The organism is Sorangium sp. So ce834 (assembly GCF_051521425.1).
Classification (GTDB): domain Bacteria; phylum Myxococcota_A; class Polyangia; order Polyangiales; family Polyangiaceae; genus Sorangium; species Sorangium cellulosum_D.
This window is the reverse complement of the sequence record NZ_CP150351.1, coordinates 10,672,812-10,687,074: the sequence shown is the minus strand read 5'-3', so window position 1 is coordinate 10,687,074 and position 14,263 is coordinate 10,672,812. Positions and strand designations below refer to the sequence as shown.

Sequence of the window (14,263 nt, the reverse complement as noted above, 5' to 3'; positions counted from 1 at the left end):
CACTTCTCGTACATCTCGGTGCATGGGTGAACGGGCGAGCACCCCCCCGCCATCGCAAGCTGTGCGCTGCCCACATCGTCGTGTTCCGGCTCGTCTTCTTCGTCGTTGTTCGGGTAGTCTCCCGCCCCTACGGATTCTGTCGGGTATCCAGCACCCGCACCCCCCGGCTCTACCGTGTCGCAGTTGTAGGTCAAGTCGCATGCCGACGCGAGCACCATTGCGAGCCCGCCACATAGCACGAGCGCGATCGCCTTCAGCTTCAAGCTGTACCCCATATCTTCCTCCCCTTCCGGATGAGCGCACCGATCTCCCAGCAGAGAGGCGGCGTCAACAAGTGATCTGGACCACGTTACGTCACGCGGTCTTTGCGCATGGGAGCCGGGGCGCGACCGGCCGCTTCGGTAGGTTGAGGCGTTAAGCAGCGAGCTCGGCGGCATCTCGTCTACCCGCTGGCCCGCTACGTCCGCAGCGGAGCGACCGGCGGCTCCGGCCCTGGTTGCAGGCAGCCTGCCGGATTCGTCACGCCGTGTGACCTCCGTGTGCCCCGACGCCAGGGCACGGGGCTTCCAGAGTGCGATCCAGTGCCAGGCGGGAACTTCCGTGTGCTGGTTGAGATCGATAGATTCGATGAGAGGTTCTCTCGCCATTTCCACGGTGTCGACGAGCTCCAGGCGCTCCTTGAGGGATGCCGGATTGTGCCGCACATCCTGACCATGCTCGCCCCAGCCGGCGCCAAGTTGCAATGGCTCGGGGAGGACGACCTCGGCTTCGGGACGTCTTCTGCGATCCCCTGAAGGAGCGCTGAAAGTCACAGGGAAAGTAGACCAGGCGTCCCTTCCAAAGCGCCCAGGCGGGAGATGCCGCGACGTGGTGATCAGATCCAGCGCGCGCCGAGAGCCCCAGGACCGCCGCGGCCGTGCCGGCGCCGACGATCACCACGAGCGCGCCCGCCGCGCGGCGTCAGCCTGGCCGAGCACCTGCTGCTGGGCGTGCGAGCTCAGCGCCCCTGCGGCGAGACGCTCCAGGACCGGGGCGACCGCGTCAGCGTCGATCCTGTGGTTCCCCGGTCTCCGTCGTCTAGCTACTTTGCGACGGCGAGTTTGATTCACTCGTCCAGCGCTTTGAGAAATCTGGCGTTTCGCCACGGCCGATGGCGAGCGCCCACGTCTCCAGCAGGGATGCGCTCCTCTTCCAGAACCTCTTGCAACCGTCGATGTAGTCGATGACAGCGTCTCGCTGTCCGATGGAGAGCAACTGGGATGCGAGCTCGAAATCAGGTCCAAAGCTGTCAAGCTGCGGCGAGCCGCGGACGTCGCTCGCGGCCCGCAGGTGTTCTGCCGCGCTGGCACGCTCGTTGCGTGCAAGCGCGACCTTTCCCAGGACGATGTGTGCGCAATGTATGGCATTGCCGTACTGAAATGTGTCGACGTGATCCTCGGCGTCGGAAAGCAGTCGCTCTGCGGCTTCGGTCGCTCGCTGGTAGTCCTCGGACACGACCGCCGCCTGCGCGATGTCCATGAGGATTCCGAACGCTCCGAGCGTACAGCGCTCGAGGCTGAGCGCCGCTTCGTATTCCGCGAGTGCCTGTCGAGCTAGCCGTATACGTTCTTCGCGCGATGTGGATCCGATGCTGGACCTGAAGTGCAGACCGCCTAGGAGCTCTCGCCAGCTTGGGTTGTCCGGTTCGATCGTGGCTCCTCGTCCGTACAGCTCTTCGGCGATGTCTGGGTCTCCGGCCGAAAGAAATCCCCCGGCATTTCTGAGTATGGTGGGATCGTTGGGCCTATCGGATACCGTGCTCAGCCAGATCTTCTTTCCTTCATTGTACGCATCCAGGTGTTGTTCCGGGTGCATGCGCGCGAAGGCGCCGAGGTGGATCTCTGGATGATGTGCGATCAGCCAGTGAATGTGGTCTGCTCGTCGGTTCTGTGCGTCATCGTTAAGGTTCGTGAAATAGAAGCCCATCAACTTCACGCGCGCTTCGATGTCGTCAGGATGTTTCAGTAGGCGGGTCTCAAGGTCTGCTGCGTCTTGCGCTGCCAGGTCGACGGCGTCGGTGCATAGGGAGATCCAGTCGGGTGAGCGTTTCATGGTGCTGCGAGCATAGCGCGTCTGGCAGGCGCATGCCGGCAAGATCGGCGCGGTTGCCGTCCACCCGACCGAGCTCGGGCACGTCGCCGGTAATGGTAATGAGGACCGCCCGCGCGAACGCGGCGCAGCCGCCCTTCCAGGTGGCAGGCGGCGCCGGCGCGGACGTCGATAGACACGTTGGCGAAGCTCGGCGCGGCCGCCGTCCACCCGACCGAGCTCGGGCACGTCGCCCACCACGGCGGGCCGCGGCTGGGCTGGCCTCCAAGAAGGACGCACTTCTAGCGGTCGCAGCAGTACACGCGCGTCTCACCGCGCTCCAGCTTGCCGCTCACGATCTTGGAATCCGTCGAAGGGGTGCAGGTGCCAGGCTCGTTCTGTGTCCAGGCGGACCGCATTGTTGCAATCTCTCCATCGATCGCCTCCGTGCAAATCGGACGATCCGCATTGGAAATAGCGATGGATCCAACCTCGCGCGAGCAGTCTTCATTGCTATACAGCGTGGTTTGTGCGGTGCACTTGCCTCCGCGTGGCGCGCCGCACGAGCACGGGGTACACGTGCGAGTGTCCGTGTAGACCGGGAATTCGAAACGCGCCCGGTTTCCTCGCCAGCATTCGCCGTTCTCTTGTGGGAGATAACATTGGCGGAAGAAACTGGGGATAATCATGCTTGAACCTGGAAGACAAGCACGGACGAAGCTCATGTTCTTTCGCGACGGTGCGGGCACAGGCGAGACAGGTTGACAGTCGGCGAGCGTCGGCGGCTCGAACGTCACGGAATCGTAGGAGCTGCTCGTTACAGAGAAGGCCCCCGCCTTGCACGCACCGTCCCAGGAGTCGCCACCGATGAGCGTGACGACAGGGTCGCCGCCGGGGCAAACCACCCTGTTCGCGGACACCTCCGACGGCAGCACACAGGCCGCCGGGGTACATTCACAAGGCTCGCATTCGTCCGGCCCCGGATCCTCGGACCACGCCGTCCATCCTTCCCACAGCATTTGCCCATCTGGATCGCATCGTGGCGCGTTTTCCTGCCGTCCGCCGAAGACCAGAATGAGCTTGCTCGGGTCCGGCTCTGGCAGGTCATCGTCGGTGACCGGCGAAGAGCAGCCGATGAGTGCCAACGTGGCCAATGTGTAAAATGTAGCCGTCCGCATCGTGCGCCTCATCCTTTGCTTCGGTCAATCATCGTTGATGACTCTACGCTCGGTGCAGCAGAACACGCGGGTTTCACCGCTCTCGATCGTGCCTTCGACGCGGGACGTGGTCACTGTTGGCGAACAAGCGCCCGGCTCTTCGTGCGCGAGGATCACGCGTGCCGCTGCCAGCGACCAGTTCGGTTGTGTATCGATGCACGCAGGTGTCTCGACTCCGTTGGACAACGTTATCAGATCGGAGCAGCCTGTGTCGCGGAAGAGCACCACATCCGCCAGACATCTCCCACCCGAAGGATCTCCGCAAGTGCATGGAGTGCATGTGCGAGCATCGCTGATCCGCTCCTGAAACTCGAAGCGACCGGAGAAGCCCGGCGGGCACGATCCATCGGGATCGGGTGCGATGCACGTCAATCCGCCGAAGTCGGCAAAGTCGCCTTCGACCCACGGGCAAGCGCGCGCAAATATCCCGATAAGTGGCGGCGGGGTGAGCTGCTGCGAGGGCTCGCACCGGGGCGCCACCGCTGGCGGGTTGAGTGTGATTGAAGCGAGCTCCTCATCCGGGACGAGCGGATCGGCCTTGATGCACTCCCCTCGTTGGTACGTTGCGGTGTCGAACTTGACCGAGATCCCTTCGTCTGCGCATAGAGCCGCCTCGTGGGCCACAAACTCGGACGGCAACAGGCATCGGGCAGGTCCGCAGCTGCACGTCCCGCACTCTTCCTGAGGGCTCGCAGACACATCGGCCCATCCGTCCCAGTAGTCCAGCCGGCCCAGGGGGCATGGTGGAGGGTTCGGGTCCGAACCAGACCAAAGCAGTACCGAGTGATCCTCGGTTCGGGGTACGGGAATTTCGAGGCCTTCACCGCAACCGAGCAGCGCAGCCGCACCGAGAGCAAAGTAAGATGTTGATCGCATCGTGAACCCCTCCCCCTCGCTCAGTATTGGTGCTTCCCGCAAACGAGGAACCCGTCACAGACATCGCCGTCCTTCGACGGCGTGTTCATGGCCTGCCGCGTGACCGCGTCCTTTCGGTTCGTGACGGAGCGAGGCGCGACGGGCGGCGGCGCTTGCGGTGCATCGGACGGCCGCGGGGGAGGCGGGATGGTGGCTCGGACGGCTGCGCCCTGAACGAGCCGCGCCAGGTGCGGCGCTGCGACGCTGCGGGGGGGCTGCTCCCACCGGAGGAGGAGCGCTCCCGAGCTCCCGAGCAAGAAGGCGAGCGCGAGCACGGCACCGAGCCGGCGCGCGGGGGAGCGTCGCTCAGGGGTGCCGCTTGAACGCGGAGGGGCCGAGGGCGTCGGCGCTACCGGCAGCACCGGAGAACACGGAGGGGTCGAGGGCGCCGGCGCTACGGGCGGGCTCGGATCGAGCAAGATCGGAGCGAGGTCCGGTAGGTCGGGCGCTGAGGGCAACGGCGGTGCGACTGGAGGCGCGTTGGTGGCGTTGTCCCGCGCGTCCCGCGGCGGTACGGCGCTCTTGAGCGTGTCGGGCGTGTCGGGAGGTCGTGGCGCGGCGAGCGGCGGCGCGCTGGTGACGTCGCCCCGCGGCGGCATCACGCTCTTGACCGTATCGGGCGCTTCGGAAGGGCGCGGCGTGGGGAATTCGCTGGCTCGTCCCCCCGCTTCACCCGAGGCGAACGGCTTCGCCTCGTCCTCCTCCACGGAGATCGGCGCTCCCTCGGCCGGCTCGCACCGAGCGCCGGACGGCTCCGCGAAGATGGCCGCGTGGGGAAGCTCCGGCGGTCCGCCGAGCTCTTCCCACGCGCGCGCGAAGGGAGTCAGGACGGAGAGCACCTTGCCGATGCTCGGCTGCCGCCGCTTGGGGTTCTCCTCGAGGGCCGTCTGGATCACGGCCTGAAGCAGCGGAGGGAGACCGCTGGGAAAGCTCGGGGGCGTGGTCCACGGCGAGAGGGCGCGCTTGCACAAGAGCTCGTACATGAGCGTGCCGAAGCCGTAGACGTCCGCGCGGGGTCCCAGCCGACCCCCGGAGAGGAGCTCCGGCGGTGCGTACCCGTACGGGTCGTGACGCGCTTGTTCCGCGCCGAGCTGAAAGAGACGGACAAAGCCGAAGTGTGTGATCGCGGTTCGGCCATCGCCTACGACGAAGACCCGGTCCGGACTGAGGGCGCCGTGGATGACGGAGAGCTCATGAGCGCGCGCGAGGCAGCGCCCGACGTCGATCAGCACCTGGAGAGCATCCGGCCCGAGCTCGCTCCCGCGCGCAGCGTCGAGGAGCGGGACCGCGTCGCCGAGCACGGGCGACGCTGCCCACGCGACGGAGCCGCTCACCCCGCCGTAGAGCACGGGGACGACCTCCGGTACCTCGCCTGCGAGGCGCTGCAGGCGCGCGAGCTCCTCGGCGAACATGTCCTCGTCGAGGCGCGCGCCTTCGCGGAGGTGCAACCAGACGAGAGCTCCCGTGTCGCCGACCTGCCGCGCGAGGAAGTGACGGACAAGGCCGCGCTCCTCGTTGAGCAGCTCGTGGCCTTCCCAGAGCTCGCCGACGGCTACCATACGAGCTTGACCTCCGCGCCGGCGCCTCGCGGGCGGATCTCGGCCTTCCGCGGCCAGACGACGTAGGCGACCGTCGCGGCGCCGAGCGCTGCGCCGGCGACGAGCGCAGCCGAGCCGACGCCGCGGAACAGGCTCGCTCGACGGTCGGCCGCGTGGGCGTCGTCGTGAAAGCGGCGGAACTGCGCGCTGCTCGGGCGCATCGAGCCGTCGGTCATGCGAGCCACCTTGGAGGCCGCTTCGCTCTCCGCGGCGTCGCCGGCGACGTGAAGCCCGACACCCGCGCCGAGCAGGGCCGCCGAGGCGGCCGCGCCAGAGCCGATGATCCAGGGGTTCGACCTGGAGCGCGCCGGCGCGACCGGAGCCGGTACAGGGGCTCTCGAGGCGGCCGCCTTCGGGGTCTCGAAGGCGAGCGAGACGCGCCGCGAATCGCGCGCCGCCACCTTCACGAGCGCATGGGCCACCTGCCCCTGCTCGCCCATCGCCGTGATCTCGTGCTGTCCAGGCGTGACGAAGACCGGGCCGCCCGCGCTCACCTCGCGGCCGTCCACGAGCAGCCGCGCCGTGCCCGGCGGGGGGCTGATGTGGAGCTCGGCCACCCGCTGACGAACCGCCGCCAGGGCGGCGTGCCTCACCTCGTAGCGGCGGCGCTCGATGTCGCTGGTCGGCGCGGGCATCTGCTCGACGCACGTCTCGAGCTCGGCCGCGGCCTCCTCGAGGCGGTCGAGGCCGAGATCGAACAAGCCGAGCTGGCAGACGGCCATGGTCATGGGCTTGAGCGCGTTGACCCGCGCCCAGAGCTCGCGGGCGCGAGCGAGATCGAGCCGCTTGGCGGCCTTCTCCGCCTCGTCGATGAGCTCCTGGACCTCACGGTCCCGCGCAGAAGGGTCCGCGGCCGCGGCCTGGAGGGGGAACGTGGAGGCAAGCAAGACGGCCAGCGCCGCCGCTTGCCGAAGAGGGTCCCGTATAGAAGAGGAGCACGCACGGTTCACCTCGGCGCAAACGAGGGGGACCACGACGCCACGCTGGCCCATCCGGCGCGGCGTCGCCTTTCTACCACCGCGACGACACAGTCGAGCGCGCAGAAGCGCCGCGCGTTTCGCATGAGGGTCGCGCTGTGCATTGCGATGGCGCGCGGAAATTTCTCACCTTCAGTCGCGAAAAGCTCCGCGGCAGGAGCCGTCACCCGTCGCTGTCGTGCTCGCGCGAGGGGGCGTTGCTGTGCAAAGGACTCGAAGGCAAGCGCGATCGCGCTGGGCGCAGGGCGCACCGCACGCAGGGAGGCTCCCGCCCCGCGCGGTTCACAGCCGGTCGCTCGGATGCCCGCGGCGGGGTCTCGACCAACCGGGAGGCTCCTCGGGAGCCGGTGGACTGGTCGGGACCGCTTCGTTTGTATGAAAAAATTCAATTTCTTTGGTTGGGACCTTCATTCAGACCTGAAAAGATCCCCCCGCGATGGTTGGCGACCTCGCCTCGGCCTCGTAACGAGCGCCGGGATTGGTCGAGACCTCCGTGGCATCTCCTTTTGGGCCGGCCGGGTTGGTCTCGAGCCGTCGGAAACCGGCGGGTCGCTTGACGGGCTCGTCCGCCTCGCCGTCTCCTTGCCGGACACGCTGTACCCCGGTCAAGGAGGTCGACTGCGATGTTGAAGCACCTGATGATCGAAGAGATGGTGGCGCTCGTATCTCCGTGGGTCGAGAACGCGCAACGGAAGCGGCTGTTCCTCTCGATCCCCGAGATCACCGGCCTGCACCCCAAGGTGGTCTCGGCCCACGAGGCCGTGCTCGCGGTGCGGCCGAGCAAGGCGGGGCCGTCGGCCCAGATGAGCGCCTTGAACGACGAGCTCGGGCGGGTCGACGTGCGCCATGATCACCTCGCCAGGGCCGTGTGCTGGGGCATCGACGCGCACCGCGAGCATTGCCTCGGAGCGGACCCTCCGGAGAGAGAGCGCGCCGCGACCTGCGACCAGGTGCAGGCGAAGCTGTTTCCGGGCGGGCTCAACATCCTCAAGGCGTCGCCGACCGCCGAGGCGGGCAACACCGCGCGGATCGCCCGGCTCCTCGACGAGGAGCCGTCGATCGGCGAGTTCCTGAAGGGGATCCCGGCGCCCGGGAAGACGACGCTGCTCCACACGACGCAGCGGTGGATCAAGGTGGGCAAGGAGCTCGAGGCGATCGAGCACCGGCGGGACGAGCTCGCCGCGAAGGAGAAGACGGCGCCGGTGACCAAGGCGACGATCGCCGCCGCACGCAGCCAGTGGTTCCGGGCCGTGTCCGCGGTGCTCGCCAACCTGGAGCTCTCCGACGCGCCGGCCGAGGCGATCGAGACGATCCGCGGGCCCGTGCTGAAGGCCTCCGAGCGGGCCGGCAAGCGGTATGGCGGGGCGGCCGCCGGCGCGGGGGCGAGCCAGGAGGAGCCAGGGGAGACGGCGGCGGGTGAAGAAGAAGAGGAAGCGGGCGCCGGGGACGGCGAGCTCGTGAGCTGAGCCGCCGCTGCGGGCGCCGGCGAGATCAGCCGCCGAGCGGCTTGCAGCAGAACGTTTGGCCCCACCCGGGCTCGATCGTCTCGCCGAGCCCCACCCGCCCGCGATCGATGCAGTCCCCGTGGCCCTCCGCGAGCATGCGGAGCTTGATGCCGCCCAGGGCCGCGGGCTCCGCCAGATCGATGCAGACGCTCTCGGTCGTGGGCGTATGGGTCAGCAAGAGGTCGCTGCACGCCGGGTCGCTGTCGTACTCGAACTCCATCGAGCACGGCTCCCCGTCGAGCTCACAGTCGCACTCGCCGCAGCCGGAGACGATCTGCCAACAAATCCAACGGGTTCGCCCGTTCGCGGACGATGATTCGTACCTACGCTGGCCTCCGCCGCGCGATCGGCTGCTGTGCCCGTCCGGCCTGCCTGCGCCGGCATCGGTCCGCCGGGCGGCCTCGCGTTGCGTATGCCGGCGTCGAGCGCGTCCACGCTGAAAGGGAAACCGTGGTAGGGGTCAGGGCCGTGCATGCGAGCGCCGCTTCGATGTCCACGAGCGATCAGCGCCTCTCGATCGCCGTCTGGGCTGCGCTGCCGGAGGACGAGCCCGGCGAGCTGGTGGACGGCTGCCTCGTGGAGGAACAAGTGTCGAGCGCTGCTCACGAGGCCGCCGTCGTCTGGCTTATCGCCACGGCGTCGTCGAGCAACGACAACGATATGTCGCACAAGCTCCGGGTCCTGGCAGCGGCCATCGAAGCGTCATGAGGTTTGATCCGACCCAAGGCCCTATGGTGCTCTATTCGCGCCCGAAACAAGGAGAATTGTTGCCATGAGGAGAACCGTTCGTGCCAGAGTGCTCGCCTGCGGTCTGGCGATATCCGTTGGGTACTCGACGACTCCGGGTTGCGTCATCCGATTGGGCCCGATCACCGAGGAGGACACGACGGGCAACGAAACGGACACGGGCGCGACGCCGGAGAATCCGGTCGCTCCAGAGCCCACGCAGGAGGAGGAGGAGGCCGCCGAGGCGTTGGCTCAGGTGGATCCGGAACAGCTCGTGCTCGCCCAAGCGAAGGCGTCGCTGACCACGGCGTACCTGGTCGCCCAGGCGGAGTCTTCGGGCATCGATCCCAGCACGCTGGATGAGGCCGCGCTCGAACAGCTCATGCAGCAGTACCTCCCAGCAGCAGCGGCCTCGGCGGATGCATGGCTGGCGACGCTGGATCCGGCGACGTTTCCAGCATGGCGTGAAAAAAGCGAATGCGAATTCGATGAGGGCTGCGCCTCTCGCGTGCCATGCAAATACAATGCTCCGCCGGTAAGGCACTTGTGTTTCGTTACCGATTGTGGCAAGTCCAGATGCTCGATTTGTCCTGACTGGGTGTCCGATCTCCTGAAGAGCCTGGTGCTCACGTCCTGGTGTGCGTACGTCTGTGTCGAGCTCGGGAAGCCTTCGCAGACCAGCGTGGTCGCGATCGGAGCGGGGGGGATTTCCGCGTTCAAAGGGTATTTCGTGGGTCCTATCTGTAAGGACCCTTGAGGAACGAGCCATGACGGACGAGCTCAAGACGAATGCGCCGGATCGGGCCGCTGGGAGCGTGACGCCGAGCTCGCTGGGAGGGGCGGAGGATCAGGCAAGAGCGCTCGCGCTCGGGCTTTCGACCGCGCTGAACGTCGCGGCGCTCCTGGCAGCGCCGCGTCTCCTTGCGAAGGCGATGCGAACGCAAAAGGAGGCGCCGACCGGCGAGGCTCTCTCGGCGGCGCTCGAGAATGCCACGACGGCGTTTCGCTCCTCCGGCGACGCGACGGGGCTCGTCGCGTCGGTGTCCGAGCTGCGCGATCGGCTCTTGACCTGGGAGGGCCGGAGCCCCGCGCCGGAGCCGATCGTCGAGGCAGCGCGCGGGGTGCTTCGTGCGCTGGACATCGGGGAGCCCGAGGAGGGGTGGGACCGCTGGGAAGGCCCGACCGAGGAGCAGACGGTGCCGCCCGGCCGGCAGATGCCGCGCATCCTCCGCGTCGAGCCCATGACGATCGAAGCGTGGCTTGCATTCGACGGCCCCGGAGAGCTCTGCGAAGGCGTTCTCGTCGAGGAGAAAACCTCGACGGCGCTGGAGGACGCCGTCGCAGCCTGGCTTCTCACGGTGCTGCGTGCGTGGGCACTGCCGCGTGGAGGTGTCGTGTGCGGCCGGGGGCACAAGCTCGCCGTATCGACGGTGTCGGGTCGAAAGCCTGATGTCTGCGTTTACGTGCCGAACGATCCGTCTGCCGACACCGGCGCTCCCTCGACGCCGAGGCTGGTCCTGGAGGTCATCTCCGCAAACCCCGTGGACCAACGGCGTGCACGCTTGACGACCAGCAGGGAGTACGGTGCGCTGGGCGTACGATGGTACTGGCTCGTCGATGCGCGCAACCGCACGCTCGAGGTCCTCGAGCTCGGATCCGGAGGCCGCTACATCGTGTTCTTGGCTGCGATCGATGGGACGATGTGCCAGGTGGGTCCTGAAGGGCTTGCCATCGACCTCGACGCCCTCTGGGCCGCCGTCGCCCCGATGGGGCTTTGATACGCAGCCATCGTGCTTCATCGGCTGGCACCTTCGCTCCCGCGGGGCTGCGCTGCCGTGCCTGGCGCGCCACGAAGCTCGCCGCGCTACGGCGCCGCCGCTCGGCCGAGGGACCGGCCGTCGCCGTCGGCGTCGATCCAGAGCGGTGCCGTCATCGCGAACGGCAGGATCTCGCCCGGATCCCCGGTGAGCACCGGCTCGAGCGGCCGCCGCCCCCGGACGATCGCCACCACGAAGGTGTCCTCGACGACGGCGATCACACCGCGCCCGCCCTTCCCGCCCCGCCCGTCGCCGCCCGCCCCTCCGACGCGGGCGCCCGGCCGCGCCGGCCCTCGCCCGCCGCCGCCCGTTCCAAGCACCACCGGGATCTCGACCTCATCGACGAGCGCGCCCGCAGCCGTGGTGCGCGCGCCCTCCAGCGGAATCGCCTCGCCGCTCGCGACGCCCCCCACCAGCACATGCAGCTCGCGCGCGTCGACCCAGGGCGCGCGCTCGACCCGGATCGCGAGCGTCAGCGGCCCCCCGCGCGCCCCGCGCCGCACCGAGGCGACGCCCCCCTGGCGCGCCTCGCCGAGGCGCATCGTCACGAACGGCCCGTTCGTGATCACGACGTCGCGCCGCCGCCGCAGGCCCGCGACGAGGTCCCCCACGTCGAGCCGCCCCGGATCGTCGCTCCCCACCGCGACGTACGTGCGCGGCGTCCCCGCCTCCGCGCCGTGCAGCCCGTGCGTGTCGCTCGTCGCCGTCGGCGTGACCGGGCGGGACGCGCGGAGCAGCGCCCAGAGCTCCTCCAGCGCCCGGTCCCGCGCGGCCACCTCGCGCCCGGTCCACACCTCGAGCGCATCCGCGCCACCGCCGTCCCCGACGAGCTGCGCGAGCTGGCGCGCTCCCTCCTCCGGCGCGCCCTCCGGCGCTACGGAGCCGTGCAGCGGCGAGCCGCCGCCATGGCGCCGGCTCACCTGGACGACGCGCTCCCCGGGCAGCGCGCGCACCTCGCGGAGGATCTCGCCCGCGGTCTCGTCGCCCCACCGCAGCGCGCCCTCGCGGGGCGCGGCCGCCTCTCCGCCGAGCGGGAACACGCTGAGGCTCCCGAGCCCGGCGCCGCCCCGGCCGCTCGTGAGCTCCACGCCCGGCAGCATGCGCAGCTGCGCGTCGAGCTGCAGGGCGGCGACGTCCGGCTGGAGATCGGCGGCGAGGTTGTGCTCGGTCGCCACCGCGCACTCCACGCCCTCCGCCGCGCTCCAGGCGAGCCGCACCGCCGAGGGGACGCCCGCGTCGGCGCTCCGCGCCGTGTGCTGCCGCAGGTCGCACGCGATGTAGCCCGACGTGTCGACCACCCGCTGGAGCGTGAGCTCGAGCGGCGACCGCGCGCCTTCGGCGATGTCGACCGTCGCCTCGGCGAGCGCGTACTCGGGCCCGCGCGAGGCGACGACCCGGATGCGCCCGGGCGGCAGGGGAAGACGGAGCTCGCCCGCGAGCGCGAGCCGGGGCGGCGATACGGCCTCGCCGGTCGCGGCGTCGAAGAAGCCGACCTTCGCCGGCATGAGCGGGCCGAGGAGGCCCGGGGCCGCGGAGGGCGCGGGCGCCGCGGCGGGCGCCGGGGCGCCGCGCTCCTCCACCCGGAGATCGAGCTGGCCGACGCCGGACAGCGCGAGCCGCGCCGGGGCGATCTCGCCGGCGCGGATCCGGACCCGCGCGGTCCCCACCGCGCGGCGGCCGCTCCCCTCGAAGCCGACGAGGTAGAGGCCGGGCGGCGCCTCGACGGCGAGCGGCTCGCGCTCGCCGGTCCGCATCCACAGGTCGAGCGCGCCGGCGGCCGGCGCGGCGCCCCCCTCGGCGACCGGCGTCAGCGTGGCCCGGCCGGCCATGGGCCGGAGCGGCGCGCCGCGGGCGTCCACGAGCTCGAGCGCGACGCCGCCGGGCGCGCCCCCGCCGAGGAAGAAGAGCTCCGTCGCGACGGCGAGCGCGTCGCCGCGCGGCGCGATCGCGAGGATCCGCTGGTACGCGGCGCGCCCGCCCGGCGGCAGCGCGGCCTGCCGCGCGAACGTCGCGTCGCTGAAGCCCGCGCCGCTCCGCGCGCGGATCGCCCCGCCGCCCGCCGGGACGAGCGCGTACGCGACGCGGGATCCGACGCCGGCCAGGTACGGCGCCTCGTGCTCGCCGCGGAGCCCAGGCGCCGCGCCGGGCGCGACGTGCTCCGCCGCGCCCCAGTGGACGACGTCGCCGAGATCGAGCGCCTCGACCGGGCGGTCGCCGTCGTTCCGGAGCGACGTCGCGATCACGACCGCCCGGCCGCTCGGCGCGAGCGTGTAGCGGGTCGTGACGGAGAGCGCGCCGCCCTCGAGCTCGCGCCCGCGCACCACGCCGCGCGCCTCGATCCACGCCGCGCCGCCCTCGCCGGCGCCCGTCGCGATGTCGCGGTAGATCACCTGCCGCGGCGGCGCGCCGAGCCGCGGGACGATCTGCCCGAGCTCGTCGCTGCGCTCCCGCGCGTCCGCCGCGTCGATGAGGTGGCCGCCGCCCTCGGCGAGGCCCGTCCCCGGGCCGAGCTGCTCGATCACCACCGCGATCTCGTCGTTCTCGAGCACGTAGTCGCCCGGCCGCCCCGCCGCGAGCGGCCCCGAGAGCGCGTCCGCGGGCGCCGCGATCCGCCGGACGCGCGCAGGCCGCGCCGCGACCGCGTCGCCCGGGCAGAGCTCGCCCTGCTCGCCGCCGCCGTGCCCCCACCGGCAGAGCATGCCGAGCCGCTCGGCCGCGCCGGAGGACACGGCGACGCTGCCGCCCTGCACCGGCGGCGCGCAGGCGGCCGCGGCGAGCGCGAGCGCGGCGAGCCCGGCGCGCCGCGGCGCGCGGGGCGCGGCGCGACGAGCGCGCAGGAGGCTGGCAGGGGAGCGATGGGGCATCTCGCGACGGGGCATCTCGATCGAGCGGATCATCGGTGCTGTTCCGATGCGTGGCCGCGGCGCCGCTTGGGTCAGGAGCGCTCGGTGGCGAGGACGACGAGGGAGGCGATCCCCAGGCAGACGCCGAGCGCGCGGCGGGCGGTGAACGCCTCGCCGAAGAGCAGCGGCGCGAAGAGCGCGGCGAGCGCCACGCCGCCGGCGAACACCATCGGCCCGGTCGCGGACACCGGGCCGCCCATCCGGAGCGCGGTGAAGACGAGCGTGGTCACCCCGCTGATGAACAGGCCGGAGGCGCACGCCCAGAGCACCCCCGGCGCCGTCGGAGGCGCCTCCGCGCCCGGGCGGAGGACGAGCAAGACGAGGATCCCGGCGGCCGCGGTGCCCTCGACGCACAGCGCGCCGAGGGCGTCGCCGACGCGGCCCGCCGCCGCGCGCAGCATCAGGTAGTGGCCTGCCATGCAGACCGCGGCGAGGAGGGCGGGGACGTACCAGACGGACATGCCGCGCACGCTAGCGCGGTTTTCGCCCGTCGCTGGCACATGCGTTCCAGAGCGGCGGCCACCCGCACAGGAGACGG

The 14,263-nt window shown here is 70.4% G+C and carries 13 protein-coding genes; 5 read left to right on the top strand and 8 right to left on the bottom strand.

What is annotated here, in order from left to right:
* Positions 1-539 precede the first annotated feature (539 nt).
* Positions 540-794 carry a DUF6968 family protein gene (locus tag WMF20_RS39360; RefSeq protein ID WP_437606897.1) on the top strand — a complete coding sequence of 85 codons (255 nt, stop codon included), beginning with the start codon at positions 540-542 and terminating at the stop codon, positions 792-794.
* 283 nt (positions 795-1,077) lie between these two features.
* Here WMF20_RS39360 and WMF20_RS39355 read toward each other — a convergent pair whose 3' ends face one another.
* The 5 genes from WMF20_RS39355 to WMF20_RS39335 form a co-directional block, all read right to left on the bottom strand.
* Positions 1,078-2,091, bottom strand: a complete 1,014-nt coding sequence (locus WMF20_RS39355; protein ID WP_437606896.1) for a tetratricopeptide repeat protein — start codon at positions 2,089-2,091, stop codon at positions 1,078-1,080.
* A 278-nt stretch (positions 2,092-2,369) separates the two neighbouring features.
* Complete coding sequence (locus WMF20_RS39350; RefSeq protein WP_129579092.1) at positions 2,370-3,221, bottom strand: hypothetical protein; 852 nt, start codon at positions 3,219-3,221, stop codon at positions 2,370-2,372.
* Between the two features lie 48 nt (positions 3,222-3,269).
* On the bottom strand, positions 3,270-3,923 hold the full coding sequence (locus tag WMF20_RS39345; RefSeq protein WP_437606895.1) for a hypothetical protein: 654 nt from the start codon (positions 3,921-3,923) through the stop codon (positions 3,270-3,272).
* 257 nt (positions 3,924-4,180) lie between these two features.
* Positions 4,181-5,758, bottom strand: a complete 1,578-nt coding sequence (locus WMF20_RS39340) for a serine/threonine protein kinase (protein WP_437606894.1) — start codon at positions 5,756-5,758, stop codon at positions 4,181-4,183.
* The gene (locus tag WMF20_RS39335; RefSeq protein ID WP_437606893.1) at positions 5,752-6,684 is read right to left on the bottom strand and encodes a hypothetical protein; all 933 of its coding nucleotides are present in this window, start codon (positions 6,682-6,684) and stop codon (positions 5,752-5,754) included. The genes WMF20_RS39340 and WMF20_RS39335 overlap by 7 nt, the downstream gene beginning before the upstream one ends.
* A 713-nt stretch (positions 6,685-7,397) precedes the next feature.
* On the opposite strand from WMF20_RS39335, the gene WMF20_RS39330 reads away from it, so the two are divergent.
* Positions 7,398-8,240, top strand: a complete 843-nt coding sequence (locus WMF20_RS39330) for a hypothetical protein (protein ID WP_437606892.1) — start codon at positions 7,398-7,400, stop codon at positions 8,238-8,240.
* A gap of 25 nt (positions 8,241-8,265) precedes the next feature.
* Here WMF20_RS39330 and WMF20_RS39325 read toward each other — a convergent pair whose 3' ends face one another.
* Complete coding sequence (locus tag WMF20_RS39325; protein ID WP_437606891.1) at positions 8,266-8,499, bottom strand: hypothetical protein; 234 nt, start codon at positions 8,497-8,499, stop codon at positions 8,266-8,268.
* Between the two features lie 269 nt (positions 8,500-8,768).
* Between WMF20_RS39325 and WMF20_RS39320 the strand changes: the two genes are divergently transcribed.
* The 3 genes from WMF20_RS39320 to WMF20_RS39310 all read left to right on the top strand — a co-directional run bounded on the left by WMF20_RS39320 (position 8,769) and on the right by WMF20_RS39310 (position 10,783).
* A complete protein-coding gene (locus WMF20_RS39320) occupies positions 8,769-8,987 on the top strand; it encodes a hypothetical protein (RefSeq protein ID WP_437606890.1) in 219 nt (72 codons plus the stop codon).
* A 64-nt stretch (positions 8,988-9,051) separates the two neighbouring features.
* Positions 9,052-9,762 (top strand): hypothetical protein, encoded by a 711-nt coding sequence (locus WMF20_RS39315; RefSeq protein WP_437606889.1) that lies wholly within the window; start codon positions 9,052-9,054, stop codon positions 9,760-9,762.
* A 10-nt stretch (positions 9,763-9,772) separates the two neighbouring features.
* Positions 9,773-10,783: a Uma2 family endonuclease gene (locus WMF20_RS39310; RefSeq protein ID WP_437606888.1), complete on the top strand. Its 1,011-nt coding sequence runs from the start codon at positions 9,773-9,775 to the stop codon at positions 10,781-10,783.
* 86 nt (positions 10,784-10,869) lie between these two features.
* Here WMF20_RS39310 and WMF20_RS39305 read toward each other — a convergent pair whose 3' ends face one another.
* Together WMF20_RS39305 and WMF20_RS39300 are read right to left on the bottom strand one after the other, a co-directional pair.
* Entirely contained in the window at positions 10,870-13,719 is a 2,850-nt protein-coding gene (locus WMF20_RS39305) for a CehA/McbA family metallohydrolase (RefSeq protein ID WP_437606887.1), read from the bottom strand.
* 38 nt (positions 13,720-13,757) lie between these two features.
* Positions 13,758-14,186, bottom strand: coding sequence for a hypothetical protein (locus tag WMF20_RS39300; protein WP_437606886.1), 429 nt, complete (start codon positions 14,184-14,186; stop codon positions 13,758-13,760).
* Between the last annotated feature and the right edge of the window lie 77 nt (positions 14,187-14,263).

Bases quoted from the DNA above. Each gene is read 5' to 3' on its own strand.
- WMF20_RS39355 (WP_437606896.1), bottom strand. From the start codon at position 2,091: ATGAAACGCTCACCCGACTGGATCTCCCTATGCACCGACGCCGTCGAC.
- WMF20_RS39340 (WP_437606894.1), bottom strand. From the start codon at position 5,758: ATGGTAGCCGTCGGCGAGCTCTGGGAAGGCCACGAGCTGCTCAACGAG.
- WMF20_RS39330 (WP_437606892.1), top strand. From the start codon at position 7,398: ATGTTGAAGCACCTGATGATCGAAGAGATGGTGGCGCTCGTATCTCCG.
- WMF20_RS39325 (WP_437606891.1), bottom strand. From the start codon at position 8,499: ATGGAGTTCGAGTACGACAGCGACCCGGCGTGCAGCGACCTCTTGCTG.
- WMF20_RS39320 (WP_437606890.1), top strand. From the start codon at position 8,769: ATGTCCACGAGCGATCAGCGCCTCTCGATCGCCGTCTGGGCTGCGCTG.
- WMF20_RS39315 (WP_437606889.1), top strand. From the start codon at position 9,052: ATGAGGAGAACCGTTCGTGCCAGAGTGCTCGCCTGCGGTCTGGCGATA.
- WMF20_RS39310 (WP_437606888.1), top strand. From the start codon at position 9,773: ATGACGGACGAGCTCAAGACGAATGCGCCGGATCGGGCCGCTGGGAGC.
- WMF20_RS39305 (WP_437606887.1), bottom strand. From the start codon at position 13,719: ATGATCCGCTCGATCGAGATGCCCCGTCGCGAGATGCCCCATCGCTCC.
- WMF20_RS39300 (WP_437606886.1), bottom strand. From the start codon at position 14,186: ATGTCCGTCTGGTACGTCCCCGCCCTCCTCGCCGCGGTCTGCATGGCA.